Annotated in this window: 16 protein-coding genes; 7 read left to right on the forward strand and 9 right to left on the reverse strand. The window is 70.5% G+C overall.

The genetic code is table 11. The annotated features are described in order from the left end of the window. Positions 1 to 126 precede the first annotated feature (126 nt). Both D7X99_RS38775 and D7X99_RS38780 read left to right on the forward strand, forming a co-directional pair. Positions 127 to 642 carry a hypothetical protein gene (locus tag D7X99_RS38775; protein WP_120597816.1) on the forward strand — a complete coding sequence of 172 codons (516 nt, stop codon included), beginning with the start codon at positions 127 to 129 and terminating at the stop codon, positions 640 to 642. A gap of 182 nt (positions 643 to 824) precedes the next feature. Continuing rightward, positions 825 to 1121: a hypothetical protein gene (locus tag D7X99_RS38780; RefSeq protein WP_120566963.1), complete on the forward strand. Its 297-nt coding sequence runs from the start codon at positions 825 to 827 to the stop codon at positions 1119 to 1121. A gap of 104 nt (positions 1122 to 1225) precedes the next feature. Here the strand turns inward: D7X99_RS38780 and D7X99_RS44075 are convergent, their stop codons facing one another. Further along, the gene (locus tag D7X99_RS44075) at positions 1226 to 1828 is read right to left on the reverse strand and encodes a transglycosylase SLT domain-containing protein (RefSeq protein ID WP_158627143.1); all 603 of its coding nucleotides are present in this window, start codon (positions 1826 to 1828) and stop codon (positions 1226 to 1228) included. Positions 1829 to 1935: 107 nt separating this feature from the next. Then, a complete protein-coding gene (locus tag D7X99_RS38790) occupies positions 1936 to 3114 on the reverse strand; it encodes a trypsin-like serine protease (protein WP_233614063.1) in 1179 nt (392 codons plus the stop codon). 279 nt (positions 3115 to 3393) lie between these two features. Between D7X99_RS38790 and infC the strand changes: the two genes are divergently transcribed. Then, on the forward strand, positions 3394 to 4143 hold the full coding sequence (gene infC, locus D7X99_RS38795; RefSeq protein ID WP_121782156.1) for a translation initiation factor IF-3: 750 nt from the start codon (positions 3394 to 3396) through the stop codon (positions 4141 to 4143). Positions 4144 to 4397: 254 nt separating this feature from the next. On the opposite strand, the gene D7X99_RS38800 is transcribed toward infC, so the two are convergent. The 4 genes from D7X99_RS38800 to D7X99_RS38815 form a co-directional block, all read right to left on the reverse strand. After that, positions 4398 to 5855: a DHA2 family efflux MFS transporter permease subunit gene (locus tag D7X99_RS38800; protein ID WP_211485170.1), complete on the reverse strand. Its 1458-nt coding sequence runs from the start codon at positions 5853 to 5855 to the stop codon at positions 4398 to 4400. A 140-nt stretch (positions 5856 to 5995) separates the two neighbouring features. Further along, a complete protein-coding gene (locus D7X99_RS38805; RefSeq protein ID WP_121782149.1) occupies positions 5996 to 6532 on the reverse strand; it encodes a hypothetical protein in 537 nt (178 codons plus the stop codon). 12 nt (positions 6533 to 6544) lie between these two features. Next, entirely contained in the window at positions 6545 to 6937 is a 393-nt protein-coding gene (locus D7X99_RS38810; RefSeq protein WP_121782150.1) for a hypothetical protein, read from the reverse strand. 7 nt (positions 6938 to 6944) lie between these two features. Next, positions 6945 to 7838 (reverse strand): hypothetical protein, encoded by an 894-nt coding sequence (locus tag D7X99_RS38815; protein ID WP_121782151.1) that lies wholly within the window; start codon positions 7836 to 7838, stop codon positions 6945 to 6947. Positions 7839 to 8009: 171 nt separating this feature from the next. Here D7X99_RS38815 and D7X99_RS38820 point away from each other — a divergent pair, with 171 nt between their 5' ends. The 4 genes from D7X99_RS38820 (at position 8010) to D7X99_RS38835 (ending at position 14170) form a co-directional block, all read left to right on the forward strand. Continuing rightward, on the forward strand, positions 8010 to 10151 hold the full coding sequence (locus D7X99_RS38820) for a M3 family metallopeptidase (protein WP_199756421.1): 2142 nt from the start codon (positions 8010 to 8012) through the stop codon (positions 10149 to 10151). Between the two features lie 318 nt (positions 10152 to 10469). Further along, positions 10470 to 12107: a DUF1592 domain-containing protein gene (locus tag D7X99_RS38825; RefSeq protein WP_233614065.1), complete on the forward strand. Its 1638-nt coding sequence runs from the start codon at positions 10470 to 10472 to the stop codon at positions 12105 to 12107. Then, positions 12104 to 13429 carry a DUF1552 domain-containing protein gene (locus tag D7X99_RS38830; RefSeq protein WP_121782152.1) on the forward strand — a complete coding sequence of 442 codons (1326 nt, stop codon included), beginning with the start codon at positions 12104 to 12106 and terminating at the stop codon, positions 13427 to 13429. The genes D7X99_RS38825 and D7X99_RS38830 overlap by 4 nt, the downstream gene beginning before the upstream one ends. An 87-nt stretch (positions 13430 to 13516) precedes the next feature. After that, complete coding sequence (locus D7X99_RS38835) at positions 13517 to 14170, forward strand: CAP domain-containing protein (protein ID WP_233614067.1); 654 nt, start codon at positions 13517 to 13519, stop codon at positions 14168 to 14170. On the opposite strand, the gene D7X99_RS38840 is transcribed toward D7X99_RS38835, so the two are convergent. The 3 genes from D7X99_RS38840 to D7X99_RS38850 all read right to left on the reverse strand — a co-directional run bounded on the left by D7X99_RS38840 (position 14164) and on the right by D7X99_RS38850 (position 16088). After that, positions 14164 to 15120 (reverse strand): hypothetical protein, encoded by a 957-nt coding sequence (locus D7X99_RS38840; protein ID WP_233614069.1) that lies wholly within the window; start codon positions 15118 to 15120, stop codon positions 14164 to 14166. The two genes, D7X99_RS38835 and D7X99_RS38840, sit on opposite strands and share 7 nt — an antisense overlap. Positions 15121 to 15189: 69 nt before the next feature. Further along, a complete protein-coding gene (locus D7X99_RS38845) occupies positions 15190 to 15867 on the reverse strand; it encodes a lipopolysaccharide assembly protein LapB (protein ID WP_120579747.1) in 678 nt (225 codons plus the stop codon). Positions 15868 to 15875: 8 nt separating this feature from the next. After that, positions 15876 to 16088, reverse strand: coding sequence for a hypothetical protein (locus tag D7X99_RS38850; RefSeq protein ID WP_120566951.1), 213 nt, complete (start codon positions 16086 to 16088; stop codon positions 15876 to 15878). Positions 16089 to 16145: the final 57 nt, after the last annotated feature.

The raw sequence follows: 16145 nt of genomic DNA on the forward strand, positions 1-16145 counted from the left end.
CCACCCCCTTGTGCCCCACTCCCGCCCGGCCGCCGGGGGAATCCCCTGGAAATGCCAGGGGTTACTGAACATGTGTCCAGACCTCCGAATGGAGCGGGACCTGGCGACCCGGCGCGTGGACCGGCCATGTCAGACCCCTCCCGTAGAAATGATCGCGTGAGCCACTCGACCCCGCCATCGTCTCCGTCGCGAGTCCTGGAGCAGCGCAACCTCCTGGGAGGCCTGGACCTCCTGCCCGTGATGGGCCGGGGCAACCGCAAGCGCGCGCGTCAGTTCCACGTCCCCACGGAGCGCAAGCTCGGGTTCGCCGCCGCGCTGGCGCTGGTGGTGGAGCACGGACGGGAGAAGGCCCGGGAGACGGGCACCACGTCCATGACGCGCTGCCCGCGCTGCAACCACGTGGGCCCCACGGAGCAGGACTTCGGCTTCCGCATCATGAGCCAGGGCCAGCGCCGTCCGCAGTCGTGGTGCCGGGGCTGCCGCGGCCAGCACCTGGAGCCGGTGAACGCCTCCCAGCCCCGCCCCGAGGACGGCTGGCTGTTCCCGCCGGAGACGACCGCGAAGCCCAAGGCGAAGGCGGGCAAGTCCAGCAAGCCCAAGGCGAAGAAGCGCGCCCGCCGCGACAACGAAGACCTCACCTGAGCCGCTGCGCTGTCCGGGCGTGATTCCCGCCTGTGGGTAAGCGCCGCTCGCGCGCCCCCTGTCATCCCGCGCCACCGGGCGCCCGCGTCCCGGCATGCTCCCGAGGCGGCCCCTGTCCCGCCCGTCGCCAGGGATGGCAACGCCCCGCATGGGTCCCTACCTCAGTTCCAAGGAGGACTTTCATGTCCGTGCGGACCCGAGTGGCAGGCATCAAGAACAAGCGACGCGTGGATCCCCATGCGGCCCAGCCGAGCGTACAGGCCAGCAAGGGGCGCAAGACGCTGGCCCATGACGACGCGGCGGCGCTGCTGCGACAGAAGGAGCTGAAGCGCGTGACGCTGGGCCCCGCCGCTGGCGACCACGGCCCCAAGCGCAACAACCGGGGCACGGGGCTCCGGGGGCGCAAGAAGGCACCCAGCCAGATCCACATCAAGCGCGCGGGTGGCCCTCGCGAGCGCTCCCGGCTGCACGGGGGCTGAGGGCACACGCCCTCCACGGAAATGACGACGCCCCGCGTGGGAGACGGCAAGGACCGTCTTCCACCGCGGGGCGCGGTGCGTCTCCGGGTTTTCGTCAGCGCCGGTCAGTAGCCGACGTAGCCGCTGCCGTTGCTCAGACCCTTGATGCCGGGGACGTCGGACACGGAGCCGTAACGCTCGATGGAGTAGCGGACGCCGGCGATGATGTTGTCCACCGGGTTGCGGATGTTGTCGTGGCCGGGGAGCTTGTACGCGTCGAACGTCGGCTGGATGGTCTGCATCAGGCCGATGGACGGGGTGCCCTTCTGGGCGTTGGAGTCCCAGAGGTTGATGGCGTTCGGGTTCCCGCTGGACTCGTGCTGGATGATCTTCGCGATGTCCTGGGGGTTCATCTTGTCCGTGGGGACGCCGTTGGCCTTGAGGATGTCCATGGCCTGCTTGATCCAGTCGCCCACCTGGCCCGGGGGCACGTCACCCACGGCCTGCGCACCCTGCGTCTGCTGCGCGCCGCCCGTCAGGTCCGGTCCCTTGGAGACACCCTGCGCCTGGAACTCATCCTTGCTGCCCGGGATGTTGAGATTCGCATCCGCGTAGATGAGGTCCTTGTTCGTGATGTTCGGGTTCGCCTTCACCAGCGAATCCACATCCGTGTTGAAGCGCTTGGCCAGCGCGCTCAGCGTGTCGCCAGACTTGATCTTGTAGTCCATGGGGGAGGGACCTTTGCGATTGCCGAAAACGTCGATGCCTGATTCTCGGAGTTTGATTCGCGGAGTTTCGCCTACATTTGCGGTTCTGTAGGCGCTTTCACGCGGAGTCACGCCCGGAACCGACCTCCTGGAATCCTGCGGTGGGACTGTCGCCAGAACAGCCCCAGCAGGACGGCGAGTGTAGCGCCCAGGCCGCCGGGGCCGCTGCCGCACCCGCATTTGGCGTCGGGCCGGTCCATGTCCGGTGTCGGGGGGTCAACGGTGGCCTCGCACGGAGTGAAGCAGCGGCAGGCGTCGTCCCCGTCCACCTCCAACCGGGCGCACACGCCCTGCTCACCGCAGGCGGCGTCCTCCGTACAGGCCGCGCCGTAGGTCCCGGCCTGGAGCGCGGGCAACAGGCACCGGGCCGGGGCGTCCCCGGCGCTGACACATTGCAGGCCCGAGGGACAGTTCGCGTCGCTCGCGCAGGCCTCCTCACAGAGGACATCCAGGGGGAGCGTCTCCGCGGGCGCGGGGGGTGGGGCCTCCTCCAGGAAGGGGCGGACGAAGTCCTCCAGCGCGTCCACCCGCACCTGGACCGCCTCCGTCCGGCAGGCCACGTCACCGCTGACGGTGAGGCCCAGGAGCACCTCGTTCCCCGCCGGGCCCCCCAACACCGGGCCTCCGCTGTCCCCCACACAGGTCATGGCCGGGGCGGGGCCGGCCTGGAAGGCGCTGCCGGTGACGCCCGTCACCTGGAGCAGGCCCTGGCGCCGCTGGCCCGAGGGTCGGGCCGCGTCCTTCGTGTCCCCGTAGCCCACCGCTCGCACCGGGTCTCCCGGCGCCACCGGGACGTCCCCCGCCCGGGGGAGCCGGAAGGGCGGGACGTCCGTCACGGGCACCGCCAGCCGCAGGAGGGCGGCGTCCCAGGTGTGCGTGGCCGGGACGAACTCCGGGTGGGCCACCGCCCGGGTGACCCGCACGAACCGCCCGCCGGGCCCAGGCTCCGGGAGCAGTGTAGGGCCCAGGAAGACCTCGTAGGGGCCCGCCTCCCCGAAGACGGCCAGGCAGTGCGCCGCCGTCAGCACCACGTCCGGGGCAATGAGGGCGCCCGAGCAGAGGAGCACCGGCGCCTCCCCCCCGCAGCGGGTGCGCCGGGCCACCAGGGCCACCGCCGCCGGGTCCCCGGGGGCGTCCGTCCCCTGGACCAGGGCCTGGCCCGGGCCCCCGGCGGGTCCGGAGGTGGGGTCCACCGGCCCACAGGAGGGCAGGCAGCCGAGCATCAGGGAGGCCCCGAGCGCAACCACCCCCCGGGGTCGGCATCCTGTCCTGTCCCTAGCGGACGCGGTGGACCGTTTCGCCATGGGGCGCATCATAGGCAACAGGGGTCATGGGAATGGGGGGGTGCCCCGCGTTACCTTGCCCCTGGGGGTCGTGAACCGGATAGAGTCCGTTGCACGTCTCCCTGCCCCGAGGGGCTGAAGGCTTGTCTGCCTGCCTTCTCCGCCGGAGGGGACTGCCACATTGAGTGGCCTGCCACATCTTCACGGGTGGTGGGTCTGCAACCCTTTTTGGAGGATGTTCACATCATTCGCGAACAGAGAAACAGCAGCCGGGGTCCCAACAGGGACCAGAGAACCAACCGCCGCATCCGCGCGCGGGAAGTCCGTGTCGTGGGCTCCGACGGTTCGCAGCTCGGAGTCATGACCATCGAGGCGGCGCTGGAAAAGGCCCGCTCCGAGTCGCTCGACCTGGTCGAAGTCAGCCCGATGGCGAAGCCGCCGGTCTGCAAGATCATGGACTACGGCAAGTTCAAGTACGAGGAGAAGAAGAAGGCCTCGGACGCGAAGCGCACGCAGGTGGTCATCCAGCTCAAGGAAGTGAAGCTCCGTCCCAAGACGGAGGAGCACGACTACGAGTTCAAGGTGCGCAACACCCGCCGGTTCATCGAAGAAGGCAACAAGGCCAAGGTCGTCATCCAGTTCCGCGGGCGTGAAATCACGCACAAGGAGTTGGGCAGCGCCATCCTCGATGACGTCATCAAGGACCTGAAGGACGTGGCCGTGGCGGAGCAGCTGCCGCGCATGGAAGGCCGGCAGATGTACATGATCCTGGCCCCCACGCCGAAGGTCGCGCAGAAGGCGCGTGAGCAGGCGCGGCAGGCCGCGGCGGCCGCTCGCAAGTCTCCGCCTCCTGGCACCGGCAAGAAGCCCCAGGCGGCGGGTGCTCCGGGTGCGGACGGTGCCTCCACGGCCCCGGTCGAATCCGACGGCGCCAGCGAGGCCGACGACGACACGACGGACGAAGCGCCGGACGCCGCGCCCGCGACGACGTAGTCGCACGCAGGCTCGCGTCTCCCCTCACCGGGAGACGCGCACACGGGCGGTGACCCTTGGGATGCGTCCCGGGGAGACCGCCCGCGTTCGTTTTCGCGGCCGTGACGCCGGACTGCGCCGCTAGCCGGACAGGACCCGCGTGCGCCGGCGACGGCCCCACTCCATCAGGATGAACGTCACGCCCACCGCGAGCATCGCGCTGGCTGCCCGCCTGCCCTCCGGCGGGGCGGCGGCTGTGTCGTTGGACGGACGCTTCAGCCGCGCGCCGCGGCCCTGCCGCCGATGTGCTCGCCCGCGTCCGGACGCAGCCGGCGGAAGAGCGGCCCGGCCAGCGACGACACGAAGCCGATGGCGAGGAACGGCAGCAGGAAGCGGTCCGGCGTGAGGCGCACGTCACCGCCACCGCGCGCCACGTGCAGCATCAGGCCGCCGAAGCTGATGCCCACGCTCAGCGCCATCTGCTGCGTCACCACCGCGACGGTGGAGGCGTTGCTCACCAGCTCCTTGGGGAGGTCCGCGTAGGCCATCGTGTTGGTGGCGGTGAACTGCAGGGAGCGCATGAAGCCGCTGAACACCAGCGTGCCGATGATGAACGGGATGGGCGTGGTGACGCCGAAGAAGGCGGGCACGGCCGTCACCGCGGCGGTGAGCAGGTTGGAGGCGATGAGCGTCTGACGGAAGCCCACGCGACGGATGAGCGCGGGCGCCACCGGCTTGCACGCGAAGGCGCCCAGCCCCGTCCCGATGGTGACGAGCCCCGCCTCCAGCGGCCCCCAGCCCAGCGCCACCTGGAAGAGCAGCGGCAGGAGGAAGGGCGTCGCCCCCAGGCCGATGCGCACCAGCGCGCCGCCCATCATGCTGGCGCGGAAGGTGTCCACCTTGAACAGGCGCAGGTTGAGCACCGGGCGCGGCGTGCGCAGCGCGTGCCGCACGTAGGCCACCAGCGCCCACACCGCCACCAGCGTGATGCCCGCCTGCACGGGCCACGGCACCAGGCCGATGCCCACCGTCTCCGCCGCGCCCATCAGCGCGGTGATGGCGACCACGGCGATGGCGAAGCCCTTCGTGTCGAAGGGACCGGGGTCCGGCTGCTTCAGCGGGGGCACGAAGCGCGCCACGGCCCACATGCCCAGCAGGCCCACCGGCACGTTGATGAAGAAGATCCACGGCCAGTCCGCGATGCCCAGGATGAGGCCCGCGAGCGGCGGTCCCAGCAGCGGCCCCACCAATGCGGGCATGGTGAACCAGCTCATCGCGGACACCAGCTTCTCGCGCGGCGCCGAGTTCACGACGATGAGCCGGCCCACGGGCGTCATCAGCGCGCCGCCCAGGCCCTGGACCGTGCGGAAGACAACGAGCTGCGCGAGCGTCTGGGAGAAGCCGCACAGCACGGAGCCCGCGAGGAACACGACCATGGCGGTCATGAAGACGCGGCGCGGACCGAAGCGGTCGGCGATCCACCCGCTCGCGGGCGCGAGCACGGCCAGGGCCAGGATGTACGACGTCAGCGCGAGCTTGAGGTGGACGGGGTCGGTGCCGAACGCCACGGACAGCGTGGGCAGCGCGGTGGACAGCGCCGTGGAGTCCAGGAACTCCATGAACAGCGCGCTGGCCACCGCGATGGATGCCAGCCGGGAGCCTCGGGTGGACGGGATGCTGGGAGGCGCGGTGGAGGCAGTCGCGGTAACGGACACGTCCTTTTCTATGCGCATGCCACACCGTGGCTGTCACGCCCGTGTGAAGGCGCGGCCCCGCCCGGCAGAAGCGCTCGTACTCCCAGCGCGAAGCGGTGGGTGCTCGCGCGTGAAGTTCGCGTCTGCCGGGCGGCAGGGCAGGCAGGCAGGCCCGTCCGTCAGGGTTCCGGCGGTTCGTTCCGCGCGGCGTCGGCCAGGGTGCGGGCCTCTTCGCGCAGCTCGTCCAGGCGGACGCGGTGACGCTGGAGCAGCGCGTCCACCTGTTCCACGCGGGCCTTGTCCCCACGCGACTTCGCCTCCTGCCGCTCGCCTTCCAGCCGAGACACGTCCCGCCCCAGCAGCGTGGCGATGTGCTCCGTCTTCTCCAGCTTCCAGCGCGCCGTCCGTGGCTTCTCCTCCTCGATGGGGTCGTTCTGCTGCGGCGGCGCGTTGGCCACCTCCGGCTCCGGCGGCACGTCTCCGGGCGAAGGCGGCACCACCGTGGCGTGGGGCGGCGCGGGGTCCGGCGTCCGCACCGGCACCGCGCGCCTCGGCGACACCTGGGCCGCCGTCACCGGGCCGGGGCCCTCGTTCGTCACCGGGGGCGCGGCGGCGGGAGAAGAGGTGTCGCGCGACGGCCACGGCAGAAGCACGGCGCCGAGCACGGCCACCAGCACCGCCGCGCTCCCCAGCATCACCCGCTCACGGTTCCGCATCGTCCACTCCCCCTACAACCGAAGGCGCCAGCCGTCACCCTGGCGCTCCACCCGGAAGAGGAACGGCTCCGCGCGCTCCGTTCCTCCCTGCGACACCCGCGCCCGCACGACCACCGCGTTCGGGTCGCGGCCATCCACCTTCGCGTCGAGCACGTCCACCAGGCCCATGCCGTGCTCGCGCAGGTCCTTCACCGTCTCCTCGCACGGAGGCACGCCCTGCCCCGTCACCAGCATGGGGCCCAGCACCGCGCAGTCCCCGGACGGCAGGGCCTGGAAGAAGCGGCGCACCGCCGCCTCCCCGGCCTCCGCCTTGGAGGACGTCGTGGACGGACAACCGAGCACGGCGAGCGCGGCGAGCCACAGCCCCACCGCCCCCACCGCGTGCATCACCGCGCGTCGTCCCATCCGGCCTTCAGTAGCAGTTGGGCGCGAACAGCTCGTCGTCCATCGCGGACACGAACTGATCATCGCAGTAGGCGCTCGCCAGCACGTGGCCGTTGCGCACGCAGCCGTCGTGGTTGGTGGCGTCCAACGTGTACTGCGTGTCGCCACCGCAGCCGCCGCCGCAGCGGCCGAAGCAGTTGCCCATCACCTTGGGGCGCGACCAGTGGTCCGGCTCGCCGCACACCCAGGTGCTGCCGTTCATGTAGTACTCGTCGCCGTTGCACGACGTGTGGTCACCCAGCTGTGCAATCTGCTGGTTGCGCGCGTTGTCGAAGCCGCCCTTGTCGCAGTCGTGCTTCGCGTACGAGTACCAGTTGTACGTACCGCCACAACTGCCCGTGTTCTTGCCGCCGCACTTCGCGTAGCTGCACAGCATCGTGTAGCCGCGGCCCTGCTCGCCCATCACCGTGCGCTTGAGCGCGACGCTCGTGGGCTGCTGCGCCCACAGGCCCACCGCGCGGCGCAGGTACATGGCCTCCGGCGCCGCCGCGTCACCCTGCGGCAGCCCCTGGTTCAGCGCCCCGTAGAACGCGCTCAGCACCTGGCGGTCCGCGTCCACCACCTGCGTGTCATGCACGTTCGTGTCCGCGAAGCCGTCCAGCGTGGACACGCCCGACGCCGGGTCCATCAGCCCCGTCAGCGTCATGCCGTGCATGCGCACCTCCAGGCGGTACACCCCGGGCTCCACCTCGCGCGAGGCGAAGGACACCGTCTGCCCGTCGTGCGCCCAGGTGCCCTCGGTCAGGCCCGTACCGGAAGTGAGCGACAGGCCCTCTGGGGACGCCAGCGGCGCTTCCGTGCCCGCCCCACCACAGCCCCACCACAGCAACGCCGCGACCGCACCACCCAGTGCCTTGCGCATCCGTTTTCACCCTCCGGCCAGGACAACTTCCAAGAATTCGAAGCGAGTGCCGGATTACCGGGCGACTGCACGGGGAACAAGGCGAGGTGCGTCAGCTGGGGCATCCAAGCATCCAGCCTGTACCGGAGGACAGCCTGGCTGTTCACGGCGGACGGGCGCGGAGGGGCGGGGATGTGGCATGACGGGCCCGCGAAGCAGGTCGTTCCCCTAGTGGAGGAAGTCCCCTTGAAAATCCCCGCGCTCACCGTGGTGGCGGCGCTCGCCGCGACGGGTTGCTCCAACGGCAGCATCACGCAGAACCGTGAAGCCATGGCCCGCATCGCCTCCAACACGGCGAAGCCCCAGCTGGCGCCCATGAAGGGCTCGGAAGTGCTGGCCGGCACGCCGGACGCCTTCAAGGCCCTGTGCAAGGCGGACCTGGAGCGCGCGCAGGCGCAGGTGGCCGCGCTGAAGAAGCTGGATCCGAAGACGAACGGCCAGGGCGTCCTCAAGGCGTACGACGAAGCGCAGACGGCCATCCTCAACGCGGCCAACCGCTCCAGCCTCACGCATGAGGTGCACCCGGACGCCGCCATGCGCGACGCGTCCCGCGAGTGCGAGCAGCAGGTGGACGCGGCCAACGTGGCGCTGTCGCAGGACCGCGGCGTCTACGACGCGCTGTCGCTGGTGGACCTGTCCAAGGAGGACGCGGCCACGCACCACTGGATGGACCGCACGCTGCTGGACTTCCGCCGCGCGGGCGTGGACCGGGACGAGGCCACGCGCGCCAAGGTGAAGACGCTCAACGAGGAGATCCTCAAGCTGGGCCAGCAGTTCGGGCAGAACATCGCGGAGGACACGCGCAGCGTGGCCTTCACGCCCAAGGACCTGGACGGGCTGCCGGAGGACTACAAGAAGGCGCACGCGCCCGGCGCGGACGGCAAGGTGGTCATCACCAGCAACTACCCGGACTACTTCCCGTTCATGACGTACGCGAAGAACGCGAAGGCGCGCGAGAAGCTCTGGCGCACCTACCGCCAGCGCGCGTTCCCCAAGAACCAGGCGGTGCTCGCGCAGCTCATCGAGAAGCGCAACGAGCTGGCCACGCTGCTGGGCTACGACACCTACGCGGCCTTCACGACCGAAACGCGCATGACGCGCACGCAGCAGGCCGCGGCGGACTTCATCGACCAGCTGGCGCAGGCCACGGAGGTTCGCGCGAAGAAGGAGATGGCGGACCTGCTGGCGCGCAAGAAGAAGGACGTGAAGGGCGCCACCGTGGTGGAGCCCTGGGACCAGGACTACTACGAGGACCGGCTGCGCGCGGAGAAGTTCGGGTTCGACTCGCAGGCGGTGCGGCCCTACCTGGAGTACGCGCGGGTGAAGGACGGCGTGATGGGCATCACCTCCAGCCTGTGGGGGGTGGCCTTCCAGCCGGTGAAGGACGCGAAGACGTGGCACACCGACGTGGAGGCGTATGACGTCGTGGACGGCGGCAAGCCGCTGGGCCGCATCTACCTGGACATGCACCCGCGCGACGACAAGTACAAGCACGCGGCGCAGTTCGACCTGGTCACCGGTGAGCTGGACAAGCGGCTGCCGGAAGCCGTGCTGGTGTGCAACTTCCCGCGCCCCGGCGACCTGATGACGCACGACGAGGTGGGGACGTTCTTCCACGAGTTCGGCCACCTGATGCACACCATCTTCTCCGGCCACCAGAAGTGGACGCCCATCTCCGGCATCTCCATGGAGCGTGACTTCGTGGAGACGCCGTCCATGCTGCTGCAGCAGTGGGCGGAGCAGCCGGAGGTGCTCAAGAGCTTCGCCAAGCACCACGAGTCCAACGAGCCCATCCCCGCGGAGCTGGTGGAGAAGCTGCGCGCGTCGAAGGAGTTCGGCCTGGGCCTTTACGCGCGCCGGCAGCTGTTCCTCTCCGCGGTCAGCCTCCAGTACTACTCGCGCGCGCCGGGCTTCGACACGTCCGCGGTGCTCTCCGAGCTGCAGAAGAAGCTGTCGCCCTTCCGCCACGAGTTCCGCGACGGCACCCACTTCGAGCTCGCCTTCGGGCACCTGGATGGGTACTCGGCCGCGTACTACACGTACCTCTGGTCCTCCGTCATCGCGAAGGACCTGGAGTCGAAGTTCCAGGAGAACGGCTACCTGGACCGCGACACGGCCATGCACTACCGCAAGACGGTGCTGGAGCCCGGCGGCTCCAAGCCCGCCGCGGAGCAGGTGAGGGACTTCCTCGGCCGGCCGTACGGCTTCGAGGCCTACCGCGCGTACCTCGACGGCTCCGCGAAGACGACGGGCACCGCGAAGGAAACGAAGTAGCGCGGTTGCTTCCCTGGAAGCGGGCCGCGTCCTTCAAGCCCGCTTCCGGGAGTACGGCGCCGCCTGACCCGCCCTCGAGGGCAGGAGTCGGCGCGCGGTGCCCTTCCGGTCCCCGGGCCCCGCCCGGTCGCGGAACTCCCCTTCCCTTTCAAGTCCCGCGCGCATGCCCATCTCCATCCCGGGGACGGAGCCTGGCGTCGGCCTGTCGTCACGCCGTGGCTGGTGAGGGTCTTGCTTTGGAGCGCGCTCGCCGGGGCCCATTCGCGGCTCGGAGGAGGCGTGCGCGCGGTGACGGCCTGCGGTCGGAGATGGCGGAGGGTGGGCCTCGCGGCGATGGCGGTGGTGCTGGCCGCAGGCTGCGACGATTCACTTCCCAAGGCGCGGGTGCTGCCAGGGCCGGACGCGCCCGTGGATCCGCAGGACGCGCAGTGCCGCTCGGCGGCGCGAGACCCGGGCCGCGTCACGCTGCACCGCCTCAACCGCGCTGAATACAACAACACCGTGCGCGACCTCTTGGGCGACACGGGTTCGCCCGCGAGCAACTTCCCGCCGGACGACCACGGCTTCGGCTTCGACAACAACGCGGACGTGCTCAGCATGTCCCCGCTGCTGATGGAGAAGTACTCCCACGCGGCGGAGGCGCTGGTGGAGGCCTCGTGGACGCGAGGCGCGTTCAATGCGTGCGTGCTCGACCCCGCCCAACCGGAGGCGTGCGCGCGCGAGCTGCTCAAGCCCTTCGCGCGCCGCGCCTGGCGCCGACCCGTCACTCCGGAAGAAGTGGAGCGGCTGGTCGCGTTCGTCGCGCTGGCCCGGCAGCAGGGCGACACGCCGGAGGTGGGCGTGAAGCTGGCGCTGCGCGCGGTGCTGGTGTCGCCGCACTTCCTCTTCCGCGTGGAGCTGGACCCCGCCCCCACGTCCACGGTGCCGCACACCGTGAGCGACCTGGAGCTGGCGAGCCGCCTGTCCTACTTCCTCTGGAGCAGCATGCCGGATGAAGCGCTGCTGCAAGCGGCGGAGGGCGGCCACCTGCACGAGCCGGAGGTGCTGGAGGCACAGGTGCGGCGCATGCTGGCGGACCCCAAGGCCCGCGCGCTGGTGGACAACTTCGCGGGGCAGTGGCTCTACACGCGCGCGCTCGACTTCTCCCAGCCGGAGTCGCGCTACGGCTTCGACGAACCGCTGCGCGAGGCCATGCGCCAGGAGATGCAGCTCGTCTTCCAGGAGTTCGTCACCGGGGACCACCGCCTCAAGGACCTGCTGGACGCGCCCTTCACCTACGTGAACGACCGGCTCGCTTCGCACTACGGCCTGCCCAAGCCCGGCACCCCCGCGATGACGCGCGTGGAGCTGAAGGACCACCCGGAGCGCGCGGGCCTGTTTGGAAAGGGCGCGCTGCTCACCGTCACCGCCAATCCGGACCGCACGTCGCCGGTGAAGCGCGGCGTCTGGGTGCTGGAGCAACTGCTGTGCAAGGGGCCGCCCCCGCCACCGCCCGAAGCGGGCGGACTGGCCCCGGCGGTGGACCCCACGCTCAACATCAAGGCGCGCATGGCACGGCACCGCGTGGACCCCACCTGTTCGGGCTGTCACACGCTGATGGATCCGCTGGGCTTCGGCATGGAGAACTTCGACCCGGTGGGCCGCTGGCGCACGAAGGAGGAAGGCGGCGCGGTGGTGGACCCCAGCGGCGAGCTGCCCGGGGGCAAGGCGTTCAACGGCGTGACGGAGATGCGCGCGGTGGTGAAGCAGGACCCGGACCTGTCCGCGTGCATGACGCGCCACCTGCTCACCTACGCGCTCGGACGCGGCGCGGAGGCAGAGGACCGCTGCACCGTGCGCGACATCTCCCAGCAGGCCGAGACCCGGGGCGGCCGGCTCACCGACTACATCCTCGCCATCGTCCGCAGCGACGCGTTCCTGCAACGGCGTGGTGAAGCGGAGGGACAAAAGCCATGAGTCACCCTTCCCTCTCCCGCCGGACGCTCCTGCGAGGCATGGGCGCGCTGATGGCGCTGCCGCTGCTGGACGTCATGCGCCCGCGCACGGCCCGCGCCGCCACGCCGGCCCCGCGCCGCTTCGTGGCCTTCTACACACCCTGCGGCATCCACATGCCCAAGTGGACGCCCGGTGGTGAGGGCGCGAACTTCTCCCTGACGCCCACGCTCGCGTCGCTGGCGCCGGTGAAGGGGGACCTGCTGGTGCTGAGCGGCCTGGACAACCTGCCCGGCAGGCCGGACGGCGACGGCCACCACGCCGCCGCGACGTCCGCGTTCCTGTCCTGCGTGAAGGCGCGCAAGACGGAGGGCACCAGCATCCGCACCGGCATCTCCATGGACCAGGTGCTGGCGAACGCGGTGGGCACGGCCACGCGCTACCCGTCGCTGGAGCTGGGCATCGACCAGGGCAAGGGCATTGGCAACTGCGACTCCGGCTACGCTTGCCCATACGCGAACAACATCGCGTGGGCGGGGCCGTCCACGCCCGTGCCCAAGGAGACGAAGCCTCGCGCGGCCTTCGAGCGGCTCTTCGCGGACTTCGACCCGAACGTCACGCAGGCGGAGCTGGCGAAGCGCAAGGCGTACGGCCTGAGCATCATCGACGCCGTGCGCGACGACGCGAAATCGCTCCAGGGGAAGCTGGGCACCACGGACAAGCGCAAGCTGGATGAGTACTTCACCGGCGTGCGCGAGCTGGAGCTGCGCGTGAACGCGATGGACGGCACCGGCCCCACGTGCGGCGCCGCGGTGACGCCCGCGGACAGCGACGACGTGCGCGAGAAGACGAAGGCGATGCTGGACCTCATCGTGCTCGCGTTCCAGTGCGACCTGACCCGCACGTGCACCTTCATGCTGGGCAACGCGCGCAGCCAGCGCGTGTATTCGTTCCTGGGGCTGTCCGGCGAGCACCACACGTACTCGCACCACCAGCGGGTCCAGGCCAACTACGACGCGCTGGCCAAAATCGACAAGTGGGAGGTGGAGCAGTTCTCGTACCTCCTCCAGCGCATGAAGGGCGTGCAGGAGGAGGGCGGGACGCTGCTGGACCACAGCGCCGTGTACTTCTCCAGCGAGCTCGCCGACGGCAACATGCACGAGCACAAGAGCCTGCCCATCCTGCTCGCGGGCCGCGCGGGCGGAGCCATCTCACCGGGCCGTCACATCCGCTATGGGGGCCAGCCGCTGGCGAACCTCTACATCGCCCTGCTCGGCATGTTCGGCGTGTCCACGACGTCCTTCGGCGACGACGGCACCGGGCCACTCCCGGGCCTGGGCGCGTAGGGCAGGAAGGGGCTCGGGCCCCTCGGGGGCAGCCTGCCCGGTTCGGTTCTCCTGCACGCGGGGCCCAGGTGCGGAATGATTCCGCGCATGGCACTTCCTGTGTTCCGTCGCGGGCTCGCCGTGTTGCTGCTGGCCCCGTTGCTTGGCTGTGGTTCCAGCGCGAACGCGCAGCGCCCCGTCTCCGCCTCCACGAAGAAGGCCGCGGCCACCGCCGCCGCGCGCAAGGCAAATACGGCCACGCCCGCGCCTACCGAGGGCACGCGCAAGCCGATGCCGACCGCCGCGGAGTTGAAGCGCGACATGGTGGCCGCGCACAACGAGGCGCGGTCGAAGGCCTCGCGTCCCACGCCGAAGCCGGCGCTGCCCGCGCTCACCTGGTCCGACGAGGCGGCGCGCAAGGCGGAGGCCTACGTGAAGGAGTGCCGCTTCGAGCACAACCCGGACCGGGGCAGCTTCGGAGAGAACCTGGCCGCCGCGACGCCGGACACCTGGAACACCGCGCAGGTGGTGAAGGGCTGGGCGGACGAAGCCGCTGACTACGACTACGCCTCCGGCAAGTGCAAGGCCGGGAAGATGTGCGGCCACTACACGCAGGTGGTGTGGCGCACCACGAAGGCGGTGGGCTGCGCGACGCGGCTGTGCACGAAGAACTCGCCCTTCGGCGGGAACGTGAAGACGTGGCAGCTCTGGGTGTGCAACTACGCGCCGCCGGGCAACTGGGTGGGCGAAAAGCCCTACTGAGCCGCGAGCGTGATGACCTCGATGCCGTCCGCCGTGCCCACGGCGAAGCGGCGGTTCGCGGCGTCCAGCGCGAAGTGCGGCGGGGGCGGCAGGTGGTGACGGATGCTGGCCAGCACCTTCCCCGTGTCCAGGTCCTCCCAGCGCTGCACGACGCGGCCGGTGGAGCGCGCCACCAGCTTCGGGTGACCGAAGAAGTCCACGATGTGCTCCGCGTCCACGACCATCAGCGGGCCCGCGGGCTCCTCCAGCTCCACCTCCGACAGCACCTTGCGCTCCGGCAGCGAGTACGTGCCCAGGGAGAAGGTGTCGCCGTCGCGGGACTCATCCACGCGGACGAACACGAGCGTGTCCTTCACTCCAAAGGCGACGGACGTGAGGAAGATGCCGTTCTCCACGCCGTCCATCAGCGCGGCGCTGTCCAGCGACGCGGGCTCCTCCAGCGCGCGGGGCACGTCGAACACCGACGCCGCGTCCACCGGGTGCCAGATCCACCCCGCGCTCGCCAGGTAGCGCCCGTCCGGGCTGAACTGGAGCCGCGAGTGGAAGATGTCCGTCGGGGTGTTGTCGCGCTTCGTGAGGCGCTCGCCCGTGGCGGCGTCCTCCAGCTCCACCACGCAGTACGACTCCGGGCAGTGCGCCAGCAGCGTGCGTCCACTGGGGAGCGTGTGCAGGGCCACGGGATAGTCGTGGGTGTTCGCGTGGTAGAAGTCCCGCGTCAGCTGCCGGACCACCTCCGTGCCGTCGAGCAGCAGCCCCGTGGTCCCCAGCGATTCGTACAGCACGCTGTAGCGGCCGTCCGGGGACATCACCGCCCGGTCGAAGCGGTACGAGTAGCGCACGTGCGGGTCGAAGGTGGTTCCATCCAGGTGGTAGCGCACCACGCCACCCACCGGGTCCACCAGCGCGTCGCCGCTCCAACACAGGGAGCTGACGGCGCCGGGGGTCTTCAAGGTCTGTCTCTGGAAATCCATGGCGCCGGGGACGGGGGTGCCCGGCGCGGCCTGACGGCCCGCCCGGCTTCAGGCGGGGATCATCGTCAGCAGCTGCTGGGCCTTCGCGCGGAGCTCCTTGTCACCACCCTGGAGCACCTGCTGCGCGTGGTGGCGGGCCTTCGCCGGCTCCCCCAGGCGCAGCGCCAGCGCCAGGTTGAAGTGCGTGGTGGGGTCCTCGGGGTGCGCCTCCAGCACCGGCGCCAGGACGCTCGCGGCGAGCGCCGGGCCTTCCTGCGGCACGTGCTCCAGGTAGTGCACCGCCAGGTCGTTGGGCGCGCCCGTGTCCGAGGGCGCCCGCGCGACGGCCTCTTCCAGCAGCGTGCGCACCCGGCCGCGCTGGCCCGCGACGTCCAGCGCCCGCGCCAGCTGCCGGCGGGCTTCCACCGACTCGGGGTCGCGCTGGAGGACCTCCTCGAAGAGGGGCACGGCCTCCGTCAGCTTGCCGGCGAGCAGCGCGGCCATGGCGTGCAGGCCGATGAAGTTGGGGTTCTCCGGCGCCAGCTGGCGCAGCCGCAGCGCGGCGGCCAGGGCGTTCTGCGTGAGGCCCCCGAGCAGCGACAGGTTGAAGATTTCTTCCCAGAGGACCGCGTCGTCCGACGCCAGCGTCAGCGCGTCCCGCAGCTCCTGAAGCGCGAGCCCCAGGTCCCCCGTCTCCAGATACGCCCGCGAGCGCTCCCACTGCGCGCGGTAGGACTCCTTGACCATCGTGCCCCTCAACCCCGGAACATCTTGTGGAACAGCCGCATGAACATGCCCGACTTGGGCGCGGTCTCCGGGCGGCCGGACTGCTGCTGCTGCGCCTCCGACTGGAGGTCCAGCTTCATCTTCAGCTTCTTGAGGTCCGGGTCGATGGAAAAGGTGCTGAACTCATCGTTCCCTTCAAGGGCTGTCTGGATCTTCCGCGCGCGGGATTCGTCTTGGCTCATGTCGCGTCTCCTGACCGGACGCTTACCCTACCACGGGGTCCCCGCCCCTCCCCATCC

The sequence above is a fragment of the Corallococcus sp. AB032C genome (assembly GCF_003668935.1).
GTDB classification, from domain to species: domain Bacteria; phylum Myxococcota; class Myxococcia; order Myxococcales; family Myxococcaceae; genus Corallococcus; species Corallococcus exiguus.

Coding starts and splice junctions, on each gene's coding strand:
- D7X99_RS38775 (WP_120597816.1), top strand. CDS start 127: ATGTCAGACCCCTCCCGTAGAAATGATCGCGTGAGCCACTCGACCCCG.
- D7X99_RS38780 (WP_120566963.1), top strand. CDS start 825: ATGTCCGTGCGGACCCGAGTGGCAGGCATCAAGAACAAGCGACGCGTG.
- D7X99_RS44075 (WP_158627143.1), bottom strand. CDS start 1,828: ATGGACTACAAGATCAAGTCTGGCGACACGCTGAGCGCGCTGGCCAAG.
- D7X99_RS38800 (WP_211485170.1), bottom strand. CDS start 5,855: ATGCGCATAGAAAAGGACGTGTCCGTTACCGCGACTGCCTCCACCGCG.
- D7X99_RS38805 (WP_121782149.1), bottom strand. CDS start 6,532: ATGCGGAACCGTGAGCGGGTGATGCTGGGGAGCGCGGCGGTGCTGGTG.
- D7X99_RS38810 (WP_121782150.1), bottom strand. CDS start 6,937: ATGGGACGACGCGCGGTGATGCACGCGGTGGGGGCGGTGGGGCTGTGG.
- D7X99_RS38815 (WP_121782151.1), bottom strand. CDS start 7,838: ATGCGCAAGGCACTGGGTGGTGCGGTCGCGGCGTTGCTGTGGTGGGGC.
- D7X99_RS38820 (WP_199756421.1), top strand. CDS start 8,010: ATGTGGCATGACGGGCCCGCGAAGCAGGTCGTTCCCCTAGTGGAGGAA.
- D7X99_RS38830 (WP_121782152.1), top strand. CDS start 12,104: ATGAGTCACCCTTCCCTCTCCCGCCGGACGCTCCTGCGAGGCATGGGC.
- D7X99_RS38835 (WP_233614067.1), top strand. CDS start 13,517: ATGGCACTTCCTGTGTTCCGTCGCGGGCTCGCCGTGTTGCTGCTGGCC.
- D7X99_RS38845 (WP_120579747.1), bottom strand. CDS start 15,867: ATGGTCAAGGAGTCCTACCGCGCGCAGTGGGAGCGCTCGCGGGCGTAT.
- D7X99_RS38850 (WP_120566951.1), bottom strand. CDS start 16,088: ATGAGCCAAGACGAATCCCGCGCGCGGAAGATCCAGACAGCCCTTGAA.